The organism is Sphingobacterium multivorum, from assembly GCF_039511225.1.
GTDB lineage: Bacteria > Bacteroidota > Bacteroidia > Sphingobacteriales > Sphingobacteriaceae > Sphingobacterium.
The window spans coordinates 4,970,633-4,984,654 of record NZ_CP154261.1 but is presented as its reverse complement, the minus strand read 5'-3'; the positions used below and the strand labels follow the sequence as shown (position 1 = coordinate 4,984,654).

Here is a 14,022-nt window from a genome sequence, read left to right as displayed (position 1 = left end):
ATGAATTTTTCAGTAGCAGCAATCGAAATGCGGCTACTGGAAATAAGTTTAGTTTGTGGGGCAATAGGCAAAAAAGTAAATAAAATCTATATTTTTAGGTCATCAATAAAAGGAACGTATTTTGCTTCTGCTGATTTGCGCTATGTGATATTTGGTGAGTAAGTGTAATCTGAGCGATGTGTTGTTATTAGTATATGGAAATAAAAAATGTTAGATAAATGAAGAATTTTTTCTTGTGCTTTCTTTTGGCTATTGGTATTACAGTGCCATCGGTAGCCCAAAATGCGCGTTTTAATAAACAACAGACCATGGCTTATATTAATAAGCTATATAAGGTAGCTTACCGTTATAAGGATACGAAAATTGACACGGTAACGGTAGATGGGAAGGTGTTAACAGTCTTTCTTTCCAGTGGCCAGCATTTTCGAAGTGATATTGCCAAATCAGATGTACTTGTCATTGCAAGAGTAAAATCCGGTTATCAAATTCGATTTAAGTCTTCGCCAAGCACGGATGAAATTTTATGGGCGATCCAAACGGAAGATGATGCTAAACGTCTGAAAAATGCGTTGGAGCATTTGGTTAAAATCGTAAAGACCGAAAAAAAGACAGATCCTTTTGGAAGTTAAATCCTAATGGGAGATCCGTTGGGTAATAGAATGTTCGGCAAGGTATGAGCTTGCCGAACTGAATAGAGAAAGTAGTAGGACTTGCACATGGATATGTGTTGAGGATTGCTGAGGGGGTAACCAAATGCCTACTAGATATAAAGACGATTAGCTTCATGGCCGGAATTGATGTGGCTGTCGAAACCATCGATTGTAAATCATATCGCTTATACGAAGTAAGCATATTAACATGAATTCGGTGTTAAAATGTTGTTATCTTATTGTGATTAAGTGTGTTGTGCGTTTGTTTTTGAATTATTTTATTTCTCCTGTTGATGAATTTATTTCCCGGAAGGACCTTAATCCTCTTTCTAGGTTTATATTTCTGAGATAGCTGCTATTCATGCTCCGATTAGTTCCGTCAGTTGCAACAAAACCTAGATATAGATGATATGTATCACTTTGGATTAGTTTCGGTATTTGAATAGATTCTTGTAGATCCATAATGTAATTTGAAGTAAAACACCCTGTGAAGCGTTTATTGGATTCTCAGGAATGAAGACTGCTCCCACTTTGCCCGAGGGAGGACATTTACACCCTGTGTTACATTCGCCATAGTATCAAATTAAATGTGTGGGGGTTTTAGTGTATTAGTTTTTTGGAGTGAAATCGCTTATTGGTGACTTCAAGGTTTGCACAAAAAAAGCAGACCTGATAAACGATCTGCTTTGACTGCTATGTAGGAGAAGTGGCTGCTACGTTAACATAGGAGTAAAATAAATATTGGGATCAGGGCCACCATAGAAAACATTATTGTCATGCGCTTTTGAAGATATAAGCTTATAGACAAGATTAATTCACTGTGCTCAAAGCTCTCTATTTTTCCGCCGTTCGCGAGTGAAGAAGGTCTGATTTCGACCACTTCTCCTTGCTCGTTCTCGATTTGCCAAGAAGTCATCCACCTATTTTTTGGGCTCCATGTGTATTTTTTATTGATCAGGCTAATGGTAGCCCTGCTAGTCCAGGCATTGTATTCGATGTCGCCGATCAGTTCATTGCGTTGATTGCGAATTTCGGTGTATGGATTGAAAAGGCCTTTATTTTTGAAGCAGTACTGATCGTTATGAATAGAGACATGAGCATCGAGATTCCAATCAATAGATGCTAAACTCCCAATAACTGCGTCATTGCGGTAAAGGATTGATTTAGTTCCGAGTAAATTATTTTTCCACTTGTAAATTAACTTCTTTTCCATAAGATTGGTCTTTATATGTTGATTTTAATTCATTAGTATCAGATCCGCTCGTTTTGTTACAGCCTTCGGGCATATTTTTTTGCCCTATTATAGCTTTTGGCATGGTTTCCCTGCACCTAACATGTTAGAGGTCTGCGAAAAAATCCTTATTTTTACCAATTAAATCACATCGAATTGACACATCAGGAAAAGTCGAGCCAGATTAGGAGGGAAATAAATCTTTCCTACCAGCAGCTTAAAGGAAGGTATCCCATCTTAAAAAGTCAGAACAGTATCGGAATGACCCTATTTGCACTTGCGATCCTTGCCATTGTCGTTGTATCGATAGCTTGGTCCCGCGCTATTGTTCCGACTTGGCTTATGATTGTCAGTAATGCGTTTTTTATGGGCGTATTGCATGAAATAGAGCATGATCTGATTCATTGGCTTTATTTTAAAAGGCAAAAGACCATTCATCATTTTATGCTTTTTAGTGTATGGATATTACGTCCATTGACTGTAAATCCTTGGATACGCAGGACCTTGCATCATCATCATCATAAATTTTCGGGTACATTACATGATGTTGAGGAACGTAGTGTTACGAATGGCGAGCAGTGGTCGATCAAACGTCTGTTAACAACCCCCGATGTTGTATTGGGTGGGCTCTTTCGACTGCATCGCATGTTTAATGATATGGACAGCGAGGTGAAAAATGGGACTCTGAAATTGGAGACTTCTTCAAAACTAAAACGGATTATGTTTTTGAGCATTGTTCCCGTGACGATTTTTGCACATGTGATTTTATATTTCTTCTTTGCAGACCTGTTAATTGGTTGGTTAAGTGAGGTTTTTGAGTTGAATTTGAGTTTTCCACACCATGTTAATAACATGTTGATAAGTCTGCATGGGATCATTTATGTTATTCTATTGCCAAATTTATTACGCCAGTTTTGTTTGCATTTTATTACATCAAACATGCATTATTTTGGTGATGTTGAGGCTGGAAATGTTATTGAGCAGACGCAGGTATTAACAGTTTGGTGGACTTTTCCGATGCAATTGTTTTGTTTCTTTTTCGGCTGGACACATAGCATCCATCATTTTGTCGTCAATGAGACATTTTACGTACGTCATATTGGCCGCAAGAAGGCACAAGAAATTTTGCGTAAGTATGGGGTTCGTTTTAATGATTTAGGAACGTTTAGAAGAGCAAACCGTTTTCGTGAGCTTTCCAACAAAGAAGTTTAGTCCTTTTTATTTACCTCTTTTTTCGATAGGTTTTATAGTTACCGTGCTGCTGATAGACCAGGGCTCCCTCTTCACAATAGTTGGATAGGTAAACAGAGAATTTGTTGCTTTGGCTCTTGTCAATACCTAAGTGGGCCAATACCTCCGAAACACGTCGTGCTGAGTGAAAAAAATCCGAATGATAGACGAGGTCATCCAGTTTTTTGCTTAGGCTGATTCTTTCTTGTGCATCAGGAGGTAGGGAATAAGGCGAATTAAAGACAATATCATGCTGAAAAAATACCGTCGGTTGAATTTGCAGGCTACGACATAAGGTTAAAAAGTTTGTGAGCGTTAAGTCTTTTCCCTTTTCTATACCATTGAGTGTTCCAGTTGAAATGCCCGTTAGATGGGACAGATCCCGCAGGGAATAATATAAGTCATTCCGTTTCGCGCGAAAGCGTACACCAATTGTTTCCAGTAATGCTTTATCTTCATCCGTCATACAACGAATTGAATGACAATTTGCGCAAAATATAGTTCATTATTTTGTTCAAAAATTTGTATTTATTATTTTTTGTTTTATATTTGTTATAACAGATGTTTTTAATCGGGAATGAGGTTTGTTTAATTTGCTAGACTCTACATCTCCGGCCTGTGTAAAATAACCATATAGTGAGTTATTATCTTATAGCACACAGGCGAAATGAAAAACGAAATAATTTTAATAGATATTGTCAATTTACCTGGCTTCGGTTTCCAAGAATCCGTCAAGTTCCGCCGGAGCCGTGGTAAGTTGTTCAGCACGTCAGCACGATGACCAATTCTGGTCAGATTCTACCAGATTGTGTATGACGACTCAAGTCGACTTACCCAGCTTCGGTTTCCAAGAATCCGTCAAGTTCCGCCGGAGCTGTGGTGAGTTGCATTGTTGCGACGAGTCGCTTGTTATTGTCCACTCATAAAGTAATAAATCAGATAAAATACAATCAATACACATACTGCAATAATCAGTGTGCGCTTGAGATTTCGACCGGCTGGTTCATCATCTTTTTCCTCTATGGCAACGTCAGGTAGTTTTTCTTCCTGTTTTTGATCGCTATGTTCGGGGGTATCATATTTATTTTCCATCACTCAAATTGTTTGTTATTGTAAATAGAACAGTTGCAAGTTGTAAATCGTTGAGTTGGGTATATTTTTATTCCTATAAAAAAGCATGTTATGGAGCGCTGAGCATGCGACGTGAATAAATAAAACGGTAAAGCATTGTGTTTTTTCGAGTATTTGCATACATTGCGGCTATAATTAACGCGACAAACCTAAACAACCTGTAAACCCGCGTTTACAAATAATTTTGCGTTAAACGAAGTCTATAATAAATAATTGAGCACTAAATGAAAAGAAGAACTCTTATTGGAACATTGGTAGCTGGATGTATGATGTTGGCTGTTAGTCCAACATTTGCACAACAGAAAGCTGCAAAAAAGGAAATTGGCCTACAGTTATATTCTGTACGTGAAGAAATCGGGAAAAACGCAAATTTCGACCAGATTCTGCAAAAGATATCAGCATTGGGTTATACAGGAGTAGAAGCCGCTGGATACAAAGATGGTAAATTATATAACTTGAGCCCACAAGAGTTTAAGGCAAAAGTTGAAAAAGCTGGAATGAAAGTGATTTCATCACATGCAACGAAAACGCTATCAGAGAAAGAGTTAAGCTCTGGTGATTTTACAGAATCCCTAAAATGGTGGGACGAATGTATTGCTACGCACAAAGCAGCGGGAATGAAATACATCGTTACGCCTTGGATGGATGTACCTAAAACACTTAAGGATCTGGAAACGCAATGTCGCTACCTGGATGCTGTGGGTGCGAAATGCCGTCAGCAAGGAATCATTTACGGATACCACAACCACTCGCATGAGTTTAGAAAAGTGGAAGATAAAGTGATGTACGATTATATGTTAGAGCATACAAATCCTGAAAATGTATTCTTCGAGATGGATGTCTATTGGGCGGTCATGGGGCAAGTTAGTCCGGTTGATTACTTCAATAAATATGCGGGCAGATTCAAGGCTTTGCACATTAAGGACCACCGCGAAATTGGCCAAAGTGGTATGGTCGGTTTCGATGCAATTTTTAACAATTCAAAAGTTGCTGGCCTGCAATATATTTTTGTTGAGCTGGAAGAAACACGTAACGATATTTATACCGGTTTACAACAAAGTATCGATTATCTGAAAAAAGCATCTTTTGTAAAGGCTAGCTACTTAAAATAGCCAAAAATCGGGAGAAAATTGACCCAGTTGAGACAATTTTCCGTTTGATAGATTTATTATTTTTCGTTAACTTGAATGTAATAAAAAGGGATTTTTTATTGATTTAAATTAGACCATATGAAACGGATTATTGTTGCCACAGACTACGCTGAAGAGGCCGAACACGCCTTAAAGTTTATTATGGAAGTATTTGCAGGAAAAGAATACGAACTCGTTTTATTTTCTCTTCAAAATCCTTCCATTCATGCGATGAACGCTCGACTTTCTCCCGATTCTATGTTCAAGATTTTTGAACATCAAAGTAAGGTTTTACGACGTAAAGCCGAGGCGATTACGGCCGAAAGTGGTGTTTTGACTATTCCTTATCTCGCTGCAGGTTTGTTTTATGATCAGATGACAAAATGCATCCAGGAGACGAATGCGGATTTGTTGGTGATGGGAATGGCCAAACGTTCCTTTGATCAGGACATGCTTGGTAATACAACCACGGCAGCAATCAGTAAATTAAAAATACCTATCCTTTCAGTTCCGCTGGGCGCAAAATTTACGGGGTTGGAACATATTCTTTTTGCCTGTGATATTGTTCGTGGTGTACAAAAGGAAATTCTTGAAAAAGTAAAGGACTTTGCCGCTGAATTTGGAGCAGTATTGGAGGTTCTCAATATTCGAAAAACTGTTGAGCAGCTGAATGAGGAAAAAGGAAAAGAAACACGTGAAACCATCAACGATGTGATGGGAATAGTAAGTTATTACTACAAAAATGTAACCTCCAATGAGGTCGTAAAAGCGATCCGGGACGAAGTAAAAGAGAGCAGTACGGATCTGCTGGTCATGATCCCCTATAAGTACGGTTTTTGGAGCTCATTGACCCATCGGAGTAAGACTCGTATGATGGCCTCGGGCCTGGATGTTCCTTTACTGACCATCTCGATCTAATTTTTTTTATTATAAAAGCCCAGGTGAAATGAGATCAGCTGGGCTTTATCTTGATTGTACTTATTGAAATAGAGGGAGTATCTTATCCCAAATTTGTTGGTAGGCTTTATTGTCCCGGACGATTCCCTTATCTTCATCATAATAATTAGGTGCATCAAAGCTCCCGCCTTTACGCCTTTCTATTGAAAAAATATTTAGAACTATTTTTGATCTTTTAGCTTGTAGAGGGCTGATTAGGAAGTTGAAAATTAATTTTTCTCCTTCTTTGTTGCTTAGAAAATTATTGTTTTCAAAATACGTACTGGTTTGAATAAATCCGGAAGATCGATCGAGCTGTACAATAAAATAACCGCCATCCTGAAGTACTTGAATTATCTTGCTGTATGCCGAATCACTTGCGATCGGGATAGTTTTGGTACGCTCTGGATTTTGTGCCAACAGGGGGCTGGAAAAGAAGAATACATAAGCAATCAGCATCAAGGAGAATTGGATTAAATGTTTCATATTACCAAATTAAAGATCTTATCTAGTGAATACTTTAATTTAACAATTTTATTTTTGATGACAGCTAATTAGATTGTCACGTTGTTATTTAATTCGTATACCTAATATTTTTAGACTACGTTCTTCCTGATCCAAGGTTGCGATATTGGGTAAGTTGGCCCATTCCTCGAAACCTATTTTTTTAAATAATGTAATACTAGGCAGATTATGTGCAAAGATAAATCCCAATAAGGTATGTACGCCTAAATCTGGAGCTTTATCAATGCAGTACTGGAGAATCTGTTTACCCAGGCCCCGGCCGCGTTGCTGTTCGTCCAAATAGATACTAATTTCTACTGTTGCATCATAAGCTGGACGACCATAGAAAGATTGAAAACTTACCCAGCCAAGCACCTGGCTATTTACATCTTCTATCATCCACAGGGGTCTTTTCGAAGCGTTGTGTTCGTCAAACCATTTTTGTCTACTGGCAACAGATACGGGACTAGTGTCTGCAGTGACCATGCGAGAAGCTATTGTAGAATTGTATATTTCTACGATGCGTGGTAAATCTTGTTGCGTGGCGTCACGAAATTTTAATTGATTCATGGTTTGTACTGTTTATTTGTTGGTTGGACGACGCTGATATTCTGTCCGAAGATAACCGGTGTTGCGAAGAACAGGCAGATAAAAAGAATGAATTTCATGTAGATCGGCTGTATCGTAAATTTGTTTTTGTCAAACTTAGATAAATTGCTTTTTATATGCAATACTATACAGATCATAAAGGTAACAATTCGAGTATGTATGCCATTTCTTTTTGTATGTTGATTGGCTCATAAGTTGTCGTTTATAAGAATCACTGCGGTAAATTGCATAATTTCTGTGTTTTATGAGTAAAATTTACACTAATTTGAATAAATATTTCACTATATAGTGTTATTTTTTTCTCATCTTAGATCATTCAAAGAAGCGGCATCAGTGTTATTGATGATAAATCTTTAGCGAAATAGCTTGTCTTTTCGTTATACAGGAATTTTTCTACGCGTGAATTTTTCACCAAGTTCCGGTCGCCATAAAATCACAAAAAAATTATCTAAGAAGGATCCAGGGAAGAGATCGGCTAAGCAGCTGCACTGTTAGCCACTTTTTTGAACATAACGAATCAATTATGAACGCATTGCAAGCTGTACCTACAATCCGAATCCGTTCAATGGATGTCATGCGTGGTTTCACGCTGTTCCTGATGTTATTTGTCAATGACTTGTTTATTCCAGGTGTACCTAAATGGCTGGTTCACTCGGAAGCAGATGAGGATGGAATGGGGTTGGCGGACTGGGTTTTCCCGGGATTTCTTTTTATGGTTGGAATGGCAGTGCCTTATGCTGTTGCGGCCAGGGAAAAGATAGGTTCATCGACAGCGGTCATTTTTGTTCATATGCTGATCAGAACATTAAGTTTATTGCTTATTGGGGTATTGATATTGAATGGCTCGCGAGTTGATCCACAGCTGACAGGAATGTCGCATTTGTTGTGGCTAGGATTGTTGTATGTATGCGTATTTCTGATTTGGAATTGCTATCCGAAAGATAGGCCATATGAGCCCATTTATAAAGGCTTGCGTGTCGTTGGTATCCTGGGAATTATTTATCTCGTATATATTTTCAAAGCGTCGGATGGAAAGGGGCTGGAAGTAGGATGGTGGGGGATTTTAGGGTTGATTGGTTGGGGATATTTTGCCGCGGCTTCTATTTTCTTGTTGAGTCGGGGTAGGATAATCGTTGTTGTATGTGGCTGGCTGATATTTTTTCTGCTCAATATTTTGGCTCGCACCGAATTAAAAATTGAACTTGCTGGCATTGGACGGTATCTGCATGTCCTATTATCCGGTAATATACCCTGTATTGTGTTAGCCGGAACACTTGTGGGAATGCTTATGAAATTATATGCGGCAACGCCGCGCATCTTGTTGCGTATCTTGTTTCTTCTTGCCACGATCTGGCTGGCTATGGGTTTTGTTTTGCGTTTTTGGTTTATTTTATCCAAAATCCATGGTACGCCGAGTTGGGCATTGGTTTGTTGCGGGATTAGCGTATTGCTTTTGATACTGCTTTATTATTTCATAGACGTGAAAGGCTACCAGCGGGGTATGCGGGTTTTTGAGGAGGCTGGAAAGAACTCATTAACGACCTATCTTGCTCCCGATCTAATCTACTTTATCTGCTGGGGTTTTCATCTTCCCCTTTTCTTCTATAAACAATCGGAGTATATGGGCTTAGCTATTGCCGGTTCATTGCTTTGGGCTTTTGCGATGTTGTGGTATGCGATCTTGCTGAAGAAGCTACCTATTTATCTGAAACTGTAGGTCGCCCATAAGCATCGAATGCGCATACTTTAACGACCATATTTTAGGACAATCAATATCATCTTGAAACAAAATAAACAGCTATTATGGAATCTAAATTGAAATCAATACTTAGCCAGACCTTCACTGTTCTGTTATTGACTTTATTATTGTACCCTAGTGTAAGCCGTGCACGAGCAAAAAACAAAAAAGTTGTTATCGCCTATGTCACCTCCTGGTCCCAAGTGATGCCCGATCCGACCTATCTGACGCATATCAATTATGCCTTTGCACATGTCAGCGATAGCTTTGACGGCCTGCGTATAGATAATGAATCTAGATTGAAAGCTATTACGGATCTCAAGAAATTGCATCCACATTTAAAGGTATTGTTGTCTATCGGTGGTTGGGGAAGTGGCCGATTTAGTGAAATGGCAGCTGATGAAATGAATCGACAGAAGTTTGCCAAAGACTGTTTACGTGTGGTGAAGGAGTTTAATCTTGATGGGATTGACATCGACTGGGAATATCCAACGAATTCTTCTGCGGGAATTTCGTCTTCTATAGCCGATACGGAAAATTTCACCTTGCTCATGCACGATATTCGCAAGGCTATCGGTAAGAAGAGACTGTTGACTTTAGCTTCTGTGGCGAGCGGTAAGTATATTGCTTTTGACAAGATTAAGAATGATGTGGATTTTGTGAATATCATGACTTATGATTCGGGTCATCCGCCGTACCATCATGCGAGTTTGCATCGTTCCGCTATGTCGGGCGGTACAACCTGTGTGGAGGCTGTGAAGGCGCATGTCGAAGGGGGGATGCCTGTAGAAAAATTGGTGCTGGGAATTCCATTCTATGGCCGGGGCAATAAAACTGATATCAAAGGTTTTATTGATTATAAAGATCTGCTTGCGTTGCAGGACTTTGAGCAGAAATGGGACGATGAAGCTAAAGCGCATTATCTTGTCAACGATAGAGGTGATTTTGTACTAACTTATGAAACGCCAGAGTCGATTGCATTTAAATGCGATTACGTACATAGGACGGGGCTGCTCGGTGCGATGTATTGGGAATACGCGGGAGATACAGCAGGTGGTGTTTTACGGGATGCGGTCTACAAAGGTATTATGCAATAAACAACAAAGCCGAACTTTAAGTTCGGCTTTGTTGTTTGTGGAGCTGGAGAGATTCGAACTCTCTCGCTGACCATGTAAGGGCTTTATATGATGATTAGAGGCATATTTCATAAACTAAAACTATCCTTTTTTGGTTGCGAATTTGGTTCCGCCTTACTTAAATAATTCCATTAATAGATCCTTTAATAGAGCAATTATTGAAATAACGATAGCTACAATGGAAAGTCCCAAAGACCATTTTGCATTTATTATCGCCCATTTCTTACTACTTCTATCAAGCTTTCTATCTTCATTATAATGGATGTAAGATTCATATTCCTTCAAAAACCCACCGGTGGCGGAAAAGTTAGCTCCGCTTTCTGTAATAAAATGGTCTGTATACCTTTTTCCCATGGGATTATTTACTTGTTGTATAAATTGTCTTTCTAACAATTCATTTGTTATGTTAAACTGCTCGACGCTATTTTTAAATTCTATATCTGATATGCTTTTCTTAGATCGTAGTTGCAACATTATGTTGTCAAGACGCTTTGCTTTCTCTTCTGTCATCGTTACATACTCTTTAATTTTTTGATCGTTTCTTCCAACTCCGTGATAAGTTTAGCTTTTACTTTATCGTCCTTTGAGCCGCGTAATCTTTCTACCTGGACAGATGGATGGATTATCGGTGTTGCTTCGGGATCTAAACCGAAAAGAAAGGCGGGGTTTGCCCCGACTTTGGTTATATATCCTTTTATTACATCGTAGGTCGGATTGGCCCCCATAGATTTTTCCAAATGGGAAATGGTTCCTTGTGTTGCGTCTACGAGTTGAGCAAGCTGTACTTGAGACAATCCGGCTTCCTCCCGGATCATTTTTAATTTTTCATTTATTCTCATGCTAAATATAATTCCACTGCTAGGATCCCAAACAGTATTGACAAATTCTTTAAAATCCTCTATATTTTCCAAAAGATCTTCTTCCTGGACTTTTCGTTGTTCATATAAAGTTCCCAGTTCTTCAGACGTCATATGAGGTTCGATCATATAGAGGTTTCCAATAGTTAGTCCAATGGATTTTGCAAAATAAATGAACAAACTTATGTTGTCATAGACTACCGAATACTTATGAGTTTTTGCTAATCGTTTTATTTCATCGATTACTTCATCAATTTTGAAATCAAACTTGGCTCTATGCTCTAGCATGTCAGCAAGCTTTTGATTTGTATAACCAGCAAAGCTGTATTCAAAGTCCTTTTGAATCCTTATGTTAAGATCAATCAACGTGAGGTAATTGTCTATCAGTTTTTCTGTGATTTCTTGCCAGTTATCAGTTTTATGATTCATATTTTTCAAATAGAAGGTTCGATTTACCAAGAAGTTCCATTTATATTAAAGGACTTACATTTAGAACTCTCAATATTTATGCTGATTTTGTCCACCTTTCCCGGAACCATGGGATCAGTAATTTCTAAAACATATTCTCCTTCTGGAACTTTAAATGTGAAACCAAATGATTCTGTTTGGTAAGAACAATCTTTCAACGCCTTATTATTTGATCGTCCTCCGACAGAACCATAATATGAATTGCTCTTATTTTTTAGATAAAATTGGTAATACTTACCATCGATATTTGAACCTACAAATAATGCTCCTTCACCAGTTTTATGCTGAATCTCCTTTGAATCAACGCGACCTTCTTCTTTAACTTCGGTTTTTGAACAGGAGGACATTAGACAAGCCGCTAAAAACGGATGAATAAACCACTTCCAAGCATTTGAAGGATTAAAATTCTTCATGTTTATTCTCCTCTATTAAGTACTTTTTCAATGATTGATATAGGTAGTTGAATTCAATTATCGCTTGTTGCTTTAACAGGGGCCATTGCTTCGCTGATTGTGATTTCCCGAATTTTCCCCACGTTGATGGGAAATCATCTTCAAAATTTGAACCGTCAGACATCTGTGCCATACCGCCTTTTAAATGGATTATTTTATCAAAGAGGATTTTGGTCTTTCCGTCCTTATTAAATATTGTAAGATAATATTTAAACTTGCCTCCATCAACTTTTGCAAAACTATTTTTATATACCAGAGATTGGGTTACACCATGAGCATTTATTTTGCTAGTTTCAGGATCATCAATGTCTATTACTGCATCTCCACTCTTATAGGTTCTATATATCCATTCTTTACTCTTTTTAAAGAGATCGTCTTTTGATTTCCCTGGAATCGTAATGACTGCATATAAATCACCACCATCAATAGTTAACGAGTCCGGTGTATATTTTAGTCGCATGCTGCTTGCCCAAGCCGAAGTGAAAAAAATAGCTATAAAAATGAATAAGAGGACTAGCTTTCTCATCTAATTAATAATTTGGTTTCTTCAATATTTCAGTAACAATACATAATTTCCGAATTTTTTCCTTCTTGATTGTAATTGGTGAATATTTTGGTCTATTACCGATCATATCGGTTTGATTGTCCGACCACAAAATAACTTCATCTTCGTTATCCCCAGTGAGTAATCTTTTATACATTTTGTAATCTGCCCATTCAATATAGTATATCTCTCCCCAAACAATTTCTGTAGTATCTTCTATTGGTCTGTTTACAGCCCAATCTCCATTCGCTATAGTAGGATACATTGAGTGGCCATAAGCCGGCAACGCAAAACTATTTTTATGCGCTCCAGGAATATTCAAATAACCTACTATTTTAACGTCGTTAGGATTACCATATACTTCTACTTCTCCGGCAGCAGCAGGAAAATTATACATAGGTATTTGATTTAGTTCGTCTTCTTTTTGTATGATAATATTGCTATCATTGGATTGATCAGGCTTATTAATATTGACTAATATATGATCTAAATGAGGTGTGAGCTTCAGTTTTACATTTTGTAAAATATTCGGGCTTACAATGTCCATGTTAAACCAGTTGACAAGCGTTTGACGGCTGACCCCAATCAGCTTAGCTGCGTCTTCTTGGCTTAAGCCACTTCCTTTGATCATTAATTTTAAATTTTTTCCGCTGATTTCCAAGGTTTTAGTATTTATTTTTTACAAAATGTAAATTATAATTTTACAAATTGTAAAGTGTTTGTATATTTGTATAACAATGTTACACGAAGATAATATTTATTACTGGCTTTACATATAATACCAATAATAAATACAAACATATTAATAATTGTAAAGGGTTAAAATCCCAAAATATGAGGATATGGGCAATAAAAGAATTTATGCAGGTATGATCGACAAAGGAGTCGAATTTATGAAAGATGACGACGGGGCTCTTTACTGCTCACATGATTGGCGCATACATCAATGGCCACATTTTCCTGAATATGTAAAAAAAAAGGTAGAAACCGAAATGCTTAATGATCCCATAGCCTTGGAAGAGCTAGCCAAAATGGATGGATTAACTCCGGAGTTGTACGATTATAAATTCTGTTGGTGTCGGTTCGGAGGATTAGATGATGGTCCTGACATAGATGCCGAAGGAAATGTATGTCAATCGGAGTATGTGGAATGTTCATTAAGAGGACAATGCAAAGCAGAGGGTAAGCTTTGTTTAGCGTTAAAATGCGCGAACGGCATCCTCACGAGGCGAGAAATGGAGGTATTGAAATATGTTAGGTTGGAAGATAAGTTAATTGCTGATAAGCTTAATATCAAAGTTGATACTGTTATCTCCCATCTTATAAATATTAGAGAAAAGACAGGTTTAACAAATAAGGCTCATTTAGCAGTATTTGCCAGCCAAAAGGGAATAATATTAAAGTAA

General features: G+C 37.9%; 18 protein-coding genes. 8 read left to right on the top strand and 10 right to left on the bottom strand.

Features of this window, described 5'->3' with window-relative positions; translation table 11 throughout:
- Together AAH582_RS20870 and AAH582_RS20865 are read left to right on the top strand one after the other, a co-directional pair.
- Complete coding sequence (locus AAH582_RS20870) at positions 1 to 162, top strand: hypothetical protein (protein WP_156167535.1); 162 nt, start codon at positions 1 to 3, stop codon at positions 160 to 162.
- A gap of 56 nt (positions 163 to 218) precedes the next feature.
- Complete coding sequence (locus AAH582_RS20865; protein ID WP_343320332.1) at positions 219 to 629, top strand: hypothetical protein; 411 nt, start codon at positions 219 to 221, stop codon at positions 627 to 629.
- 739 nt (positions 630 to 1,368) lie between these two features.
- On the opposite strand, the gene AAH582_RS20860 is transcribed toward AAH582_RS20865, so the two are convergent.
- Positions 1,369 to 1,863 (bottom strand): hypothetical protein, encoded by a 495-nt coding sequence (locus tag AAH582_RS20860; protein ID WP_046672404.1) that lies wholly within the window; start codon positions 1,861 to 1,863, stop codon positions 1,369 to 1,371.
- 174 nt (positions 1,864 to 2,037) lie between these two features.
- Between AAH582_RS20860 and AAH582_RS20855 the strand changes: the two genes are divergently transcribed.
- A complete protein-coding gene (locus AAH582_RS20855; RefSeq protein WP_343320329.1) occupies positions 2,038 to 3,093 on the top strand; it encodes a fatty acid desaturase in 1,056 nt (351 codons plus the stop codon).
- A gap of 10 nt (positions 3,094 to 3,103) precedes the next feature.
- Here the strand turns inward: AAH582_RS20855 and AAH582_RS20850 are convergent, their stop codons facing one another.
- Both AAH582_RS20850 and AAH582_RS20845 read right to left on the bottom strand, forming a co-directional pair.
- Entirely contained in the window at positions 3,104 to 3,577 is a 474-nt protein-coding gene (locus AAH582_RS20850) for a helix-turn-helix domain-containing protein (protein ID WP_046672402.1), read from the bottom strand.
- Positions 3,578 to 4,020: 443 nt separating this feature from the next.
- A complete protein-coding gene (locus AAH582_RS20845; protein ID WP_046672401.1) occupies positions 4,021 to 4,203 on the bottom strand; it encodes a hypothetical protein in 183 nt (60 codons plus the stop codon).
- A 263-nt stretch (positions 4,204 to 4,466) separates the two neighbouring features.
- Here AAH582_RS20845 and AAH582_RS20840 point away from each other — a divergent pair, with 263 nt between their 5' ends.
- Positions 4,467 to 5,354: a sugar phosphate isomerase/epimerase family protein gene (locus AAH582_RS20840; protein WP_286769967.1), complete on the top strand. Its 888-nt coding sequence runs from the start codon at positions 4,467 to 4,469 to the stop codon at positions 5,352 to 5,354.
- Between the two features lie 117 nt (positions 5,355 to 5,471).
- The gene (locus AAH582_RS20835; RefSeq protein WP_070565812.1) at positions 5,472 to 6,290 is read left to right on the top strand and encodes a universal stress protein; all 819 of its coding nucleotides are present in this window, start codon (positions 5,472 to 5,474) and stop codon (positions 6,288 to 6,290) included.
- Between the two features lie 60 nt (positions 6,291 to 6,350).
- Here AAH582_RS20835 and AAH582_RS20830 read toward each other — a convergent pair whose 3' ends face one another.
- Together AAH582_RS20830 and AAH582_RS20825 are read right to left on the bottom strand one after the other, a co-directional pair.
- Positions 6,351 to 6,794 (bottom strand): hypothetical protein, encoded by a 444-nt coding sequence (locus tag AAH582_RS20830; protein WP_343320320.1) that lies wholly within the window; start codon positions 6,792 to 6,794, stop codon positions 6,351 to 6,353.
- Positions 6,795 to 6,878: 84 nt separating this feature from the next.
- Positions 6,879 to 7,382 (bottom strand): GNAT family N-acetyltransferase, encoded by a 504-nt coding sequence (locus AAH582_RS20825; RefSeq protein ID WP_343320318.1) that lies wholly within the window; start codon positions 7,380 to 7,382, stop codon positions 6,879 to 6,881.
- A gap of 562 nt (positions 7,383 to 7,944) precedes the next feature.
- On the opposite strand from AAH582_RS20825, the gene AAH582_RS20820 reads away from it, so the two are divergent.
- The gene (locus AAH582_RS20820) at positions 7,945 to 9,138 is read left to right on the top strand and encodes a DUF5009 domain-containing protein (protein WP_343320316.1); all 1,194 of its coding nucleotides are present in this window, start codon (positions 7,945 to 7,947) and stop codon (positions 9,136 to 9,138) included.
- Positions 9,139 to 9,224: 86 nt separating this feature from the next.
- Positions 9,225 to 10,256, top strand: coding sequence for a glycoside hydrolase family 18 protein (locus tag AAH582_RS20815; RefSeq protein WP_343320314.1), 1,032 nt, complete (start codon positions 9,225 to 9,227; stop codon positions 10,254 to 10,256).
- A 153-nt stretch (positions 10,257 to 10,409) separates the two neighbouring features.
- On the opposite strand, the gene AAH582_RS20810 is transcribed toward AAH582_RS20815, so the two are convergent.
- Genes AAH582_RS20810 through AAH582_RS20790 form a run of 5 tightly spaced genes read right to left on the bottom strand, consistent with a single transcriptional unit; the run spans position 10,410 to position 13,277 of the window.
- Complete coding sequence (locus AAH582_RS20810) at positions 10,410 to 10,805, bottom strand: hypothetical protein (RefSeq protein ID WP_343320313.1); 396 nt, start codon at positions 10,803 to 10,805, stop codon at positions 10,410 to 10,412.
- 2 nt (positions 10,806 to 10,807) lie between these two features.
- Entirely contained in the window at positions 10,808 to 11,581 is a 774-nt protein-coding gene (locus AAH582_RS20805) for a helix-turn-helix domain-containing protein (RefSeq protein ID WP_343320311.1), read from the bottom strand.
- 23 nt (positions 11,582 to 11,604) lie between these two features.
- The gene (locus AAH582_RS20800) at positions 11,605 to 12,033 is read right to left on the bottom strand and encodes a hypothetical protein (RefSeq protein WP_343320309.1); all 429 of its coding nucleotides are present in this window, start codon (positions 12,031 to 12,033) and stop codon (positions 11,605 to 11,607) included.
- Positions 12,020 to 12,598, bottom strand: a complete 579-nt coding sequence (locus AAH582_RS20795; protein WP_343320308.1) for a DUF4468 domain-containing protein — start codon at positions 12,596 to 12,598, stop codon at positions 12,020 to 12,022. Before AAH582_RS20795 ends, AAH582_RS20800 begins: the two co-directional genes overlap by 14 nt.
- A 4-nt stretch (positions 12,599 to 12,602) precedes the next feature.
- A complete protein-coding gene (locus tag AAH582_RS20790; RefSeq protein ID WP_343320306.1) occupies positions 12,603 to 13,277 on the bottom strand; it encodes a LexA family transcriptional regulator in 675 nt (224 codons plus the stop codon).
- Positions 13,278 to 13,458: 181 nt separating this feature from the next.
- Here AAH582_RS20790 and AAH582_RS20785 point away from each other — a divergent pair, with 181 nt between their 5' ends.
- On the top strand, positions 13,459 to 14,022 hold the full coding sequence (locus tag AAH582_RS20785) for a response regulator transcription factor (RefSeq protein ID WP_343320305.1): 564 nt from the start codon (positions 13,459 to 13,461) through the stop codon (positions 14,020 to 14,022).

What these genes read in the sequence shown, in the direction of transcription:
- AAH582_RS20795 (WP_343320308.1), bottom strand. Translation starts at nt 12,598, where the DNA reads ATGAGAAAGCTAGTCCTCTTATTCATTTTTATAGCTATTTTTTTCACT.
- AAH582_RS20815 (WP_343320314.1), top strand. Translation starts at nt 9,225, where the DNA reads ATGGAATCTAAATTGAAATCAATACTTAGCCAGACCTTCACTGTTCTG.
- AAH582_RS20800 (WP_343320309.1), bottom strand. Translation starts at nt 12,033, where the DNA reads ATGAAGAATTTTAATCCTTCAAATGCTTGGAAGTGGTTTATTCATCCG.
- AAH582_RS20845 (WP_046672401.1), bottom strand. Translation starts at nt 4,203, where the DNA reads ATGGAAAATAAATATGATACCCCCGAACATAGCGATCAAAAACAGGAA.
- AAH582_RS20850 (WP_046672402.1), bottom strand. Translation starts at nt 3,577, where the DNA reads ATGACGGATGAAGATAAAGCATTACTGGAAACAATTGGTGTACGCTTT.
- AAH582_RS20830 (WP_343320320.1), bottom strand. Translation starts at nt 6,794, where the DNA reads ATGAAACATTTAATCCAATTCTCCTTGATGCTGATTGCTTATGTATTC.
- AAH582_RS20870 (WP_156167535.1), top strand. Translation starts at nt 1, where the DNA reads ATGAATTTTTCAGTAGCAGCAATCGAAATGCGGCTACTGGAAATAAGT.
- AAH582_RS20835 (WP_070565812.1), top strand. Translation starts at nt 5,472, where the DNA reads ATGAAACGGATTATTGTTGCCACAGACTACGCTGAAGAGGCCGAACAC.
- AAH582_RS20860 (WP_046672404.1), bottom strand. Translation starts at nt 1,863, where the DNA reads ATGGAAAAGAAGTTAATTTACAAGTGGAAAAATAATTTACTCGGAACT.
- AAH582_RS20785 (WP_343320305.1), top strand. Translation starts at nt 13,459, where the DNA reads ATGGGCAATAAAAGAATTTATGCAGGTATGATCGACAAAGGAGTCGAA.
- AAH582_RS20840 (WP_286769967.1), top strand. Translation starts at nt 4,467, where the DNA reads ATGAAAAGAAGAACTCTTATTGGAACATTGGTAGCTGGATGTATGATG.
- AAH582_RS20865 (WP_343320332.1), top strand. Translation starts at nt 219, where the DNA reads ATGAAGAATTTTTTCTTGTGCTTTCTTTTGGCTATTGGTATTACAGTG.
- AAH582_RS20805 (WP_343320311.1), bottom strand. Translation starts at nt 11,581, where the DNA reads ATGAATCATAAAACTGATAACTGGCAAGAAATCACAGAAAAACTGATA.
- AAH582_RS20820 (WP_343320316.1), top strand. Translation starts at nt 7,945, where the DNA reads ATGAACGCATTGCAAGCTGTACCTACAATCCGAATCCGTTCAATGGAT.
- AAH582_RS20810 (WP_343320313.1), bottom strand. Translation starts at nt 10,805, where the DNA reads ATGACAGAAGAGAAAGCAAAGCGTCTTGACAACATAATGTTGCAACTA.
- AAH582_RS20825 (WP_343320318.1), bottom strand. Translation starts at nt 7,382, where the DNA reads ATGAATCAATTAAAATTTCGTGACGCCACGCAACAAGATTTACCACGC.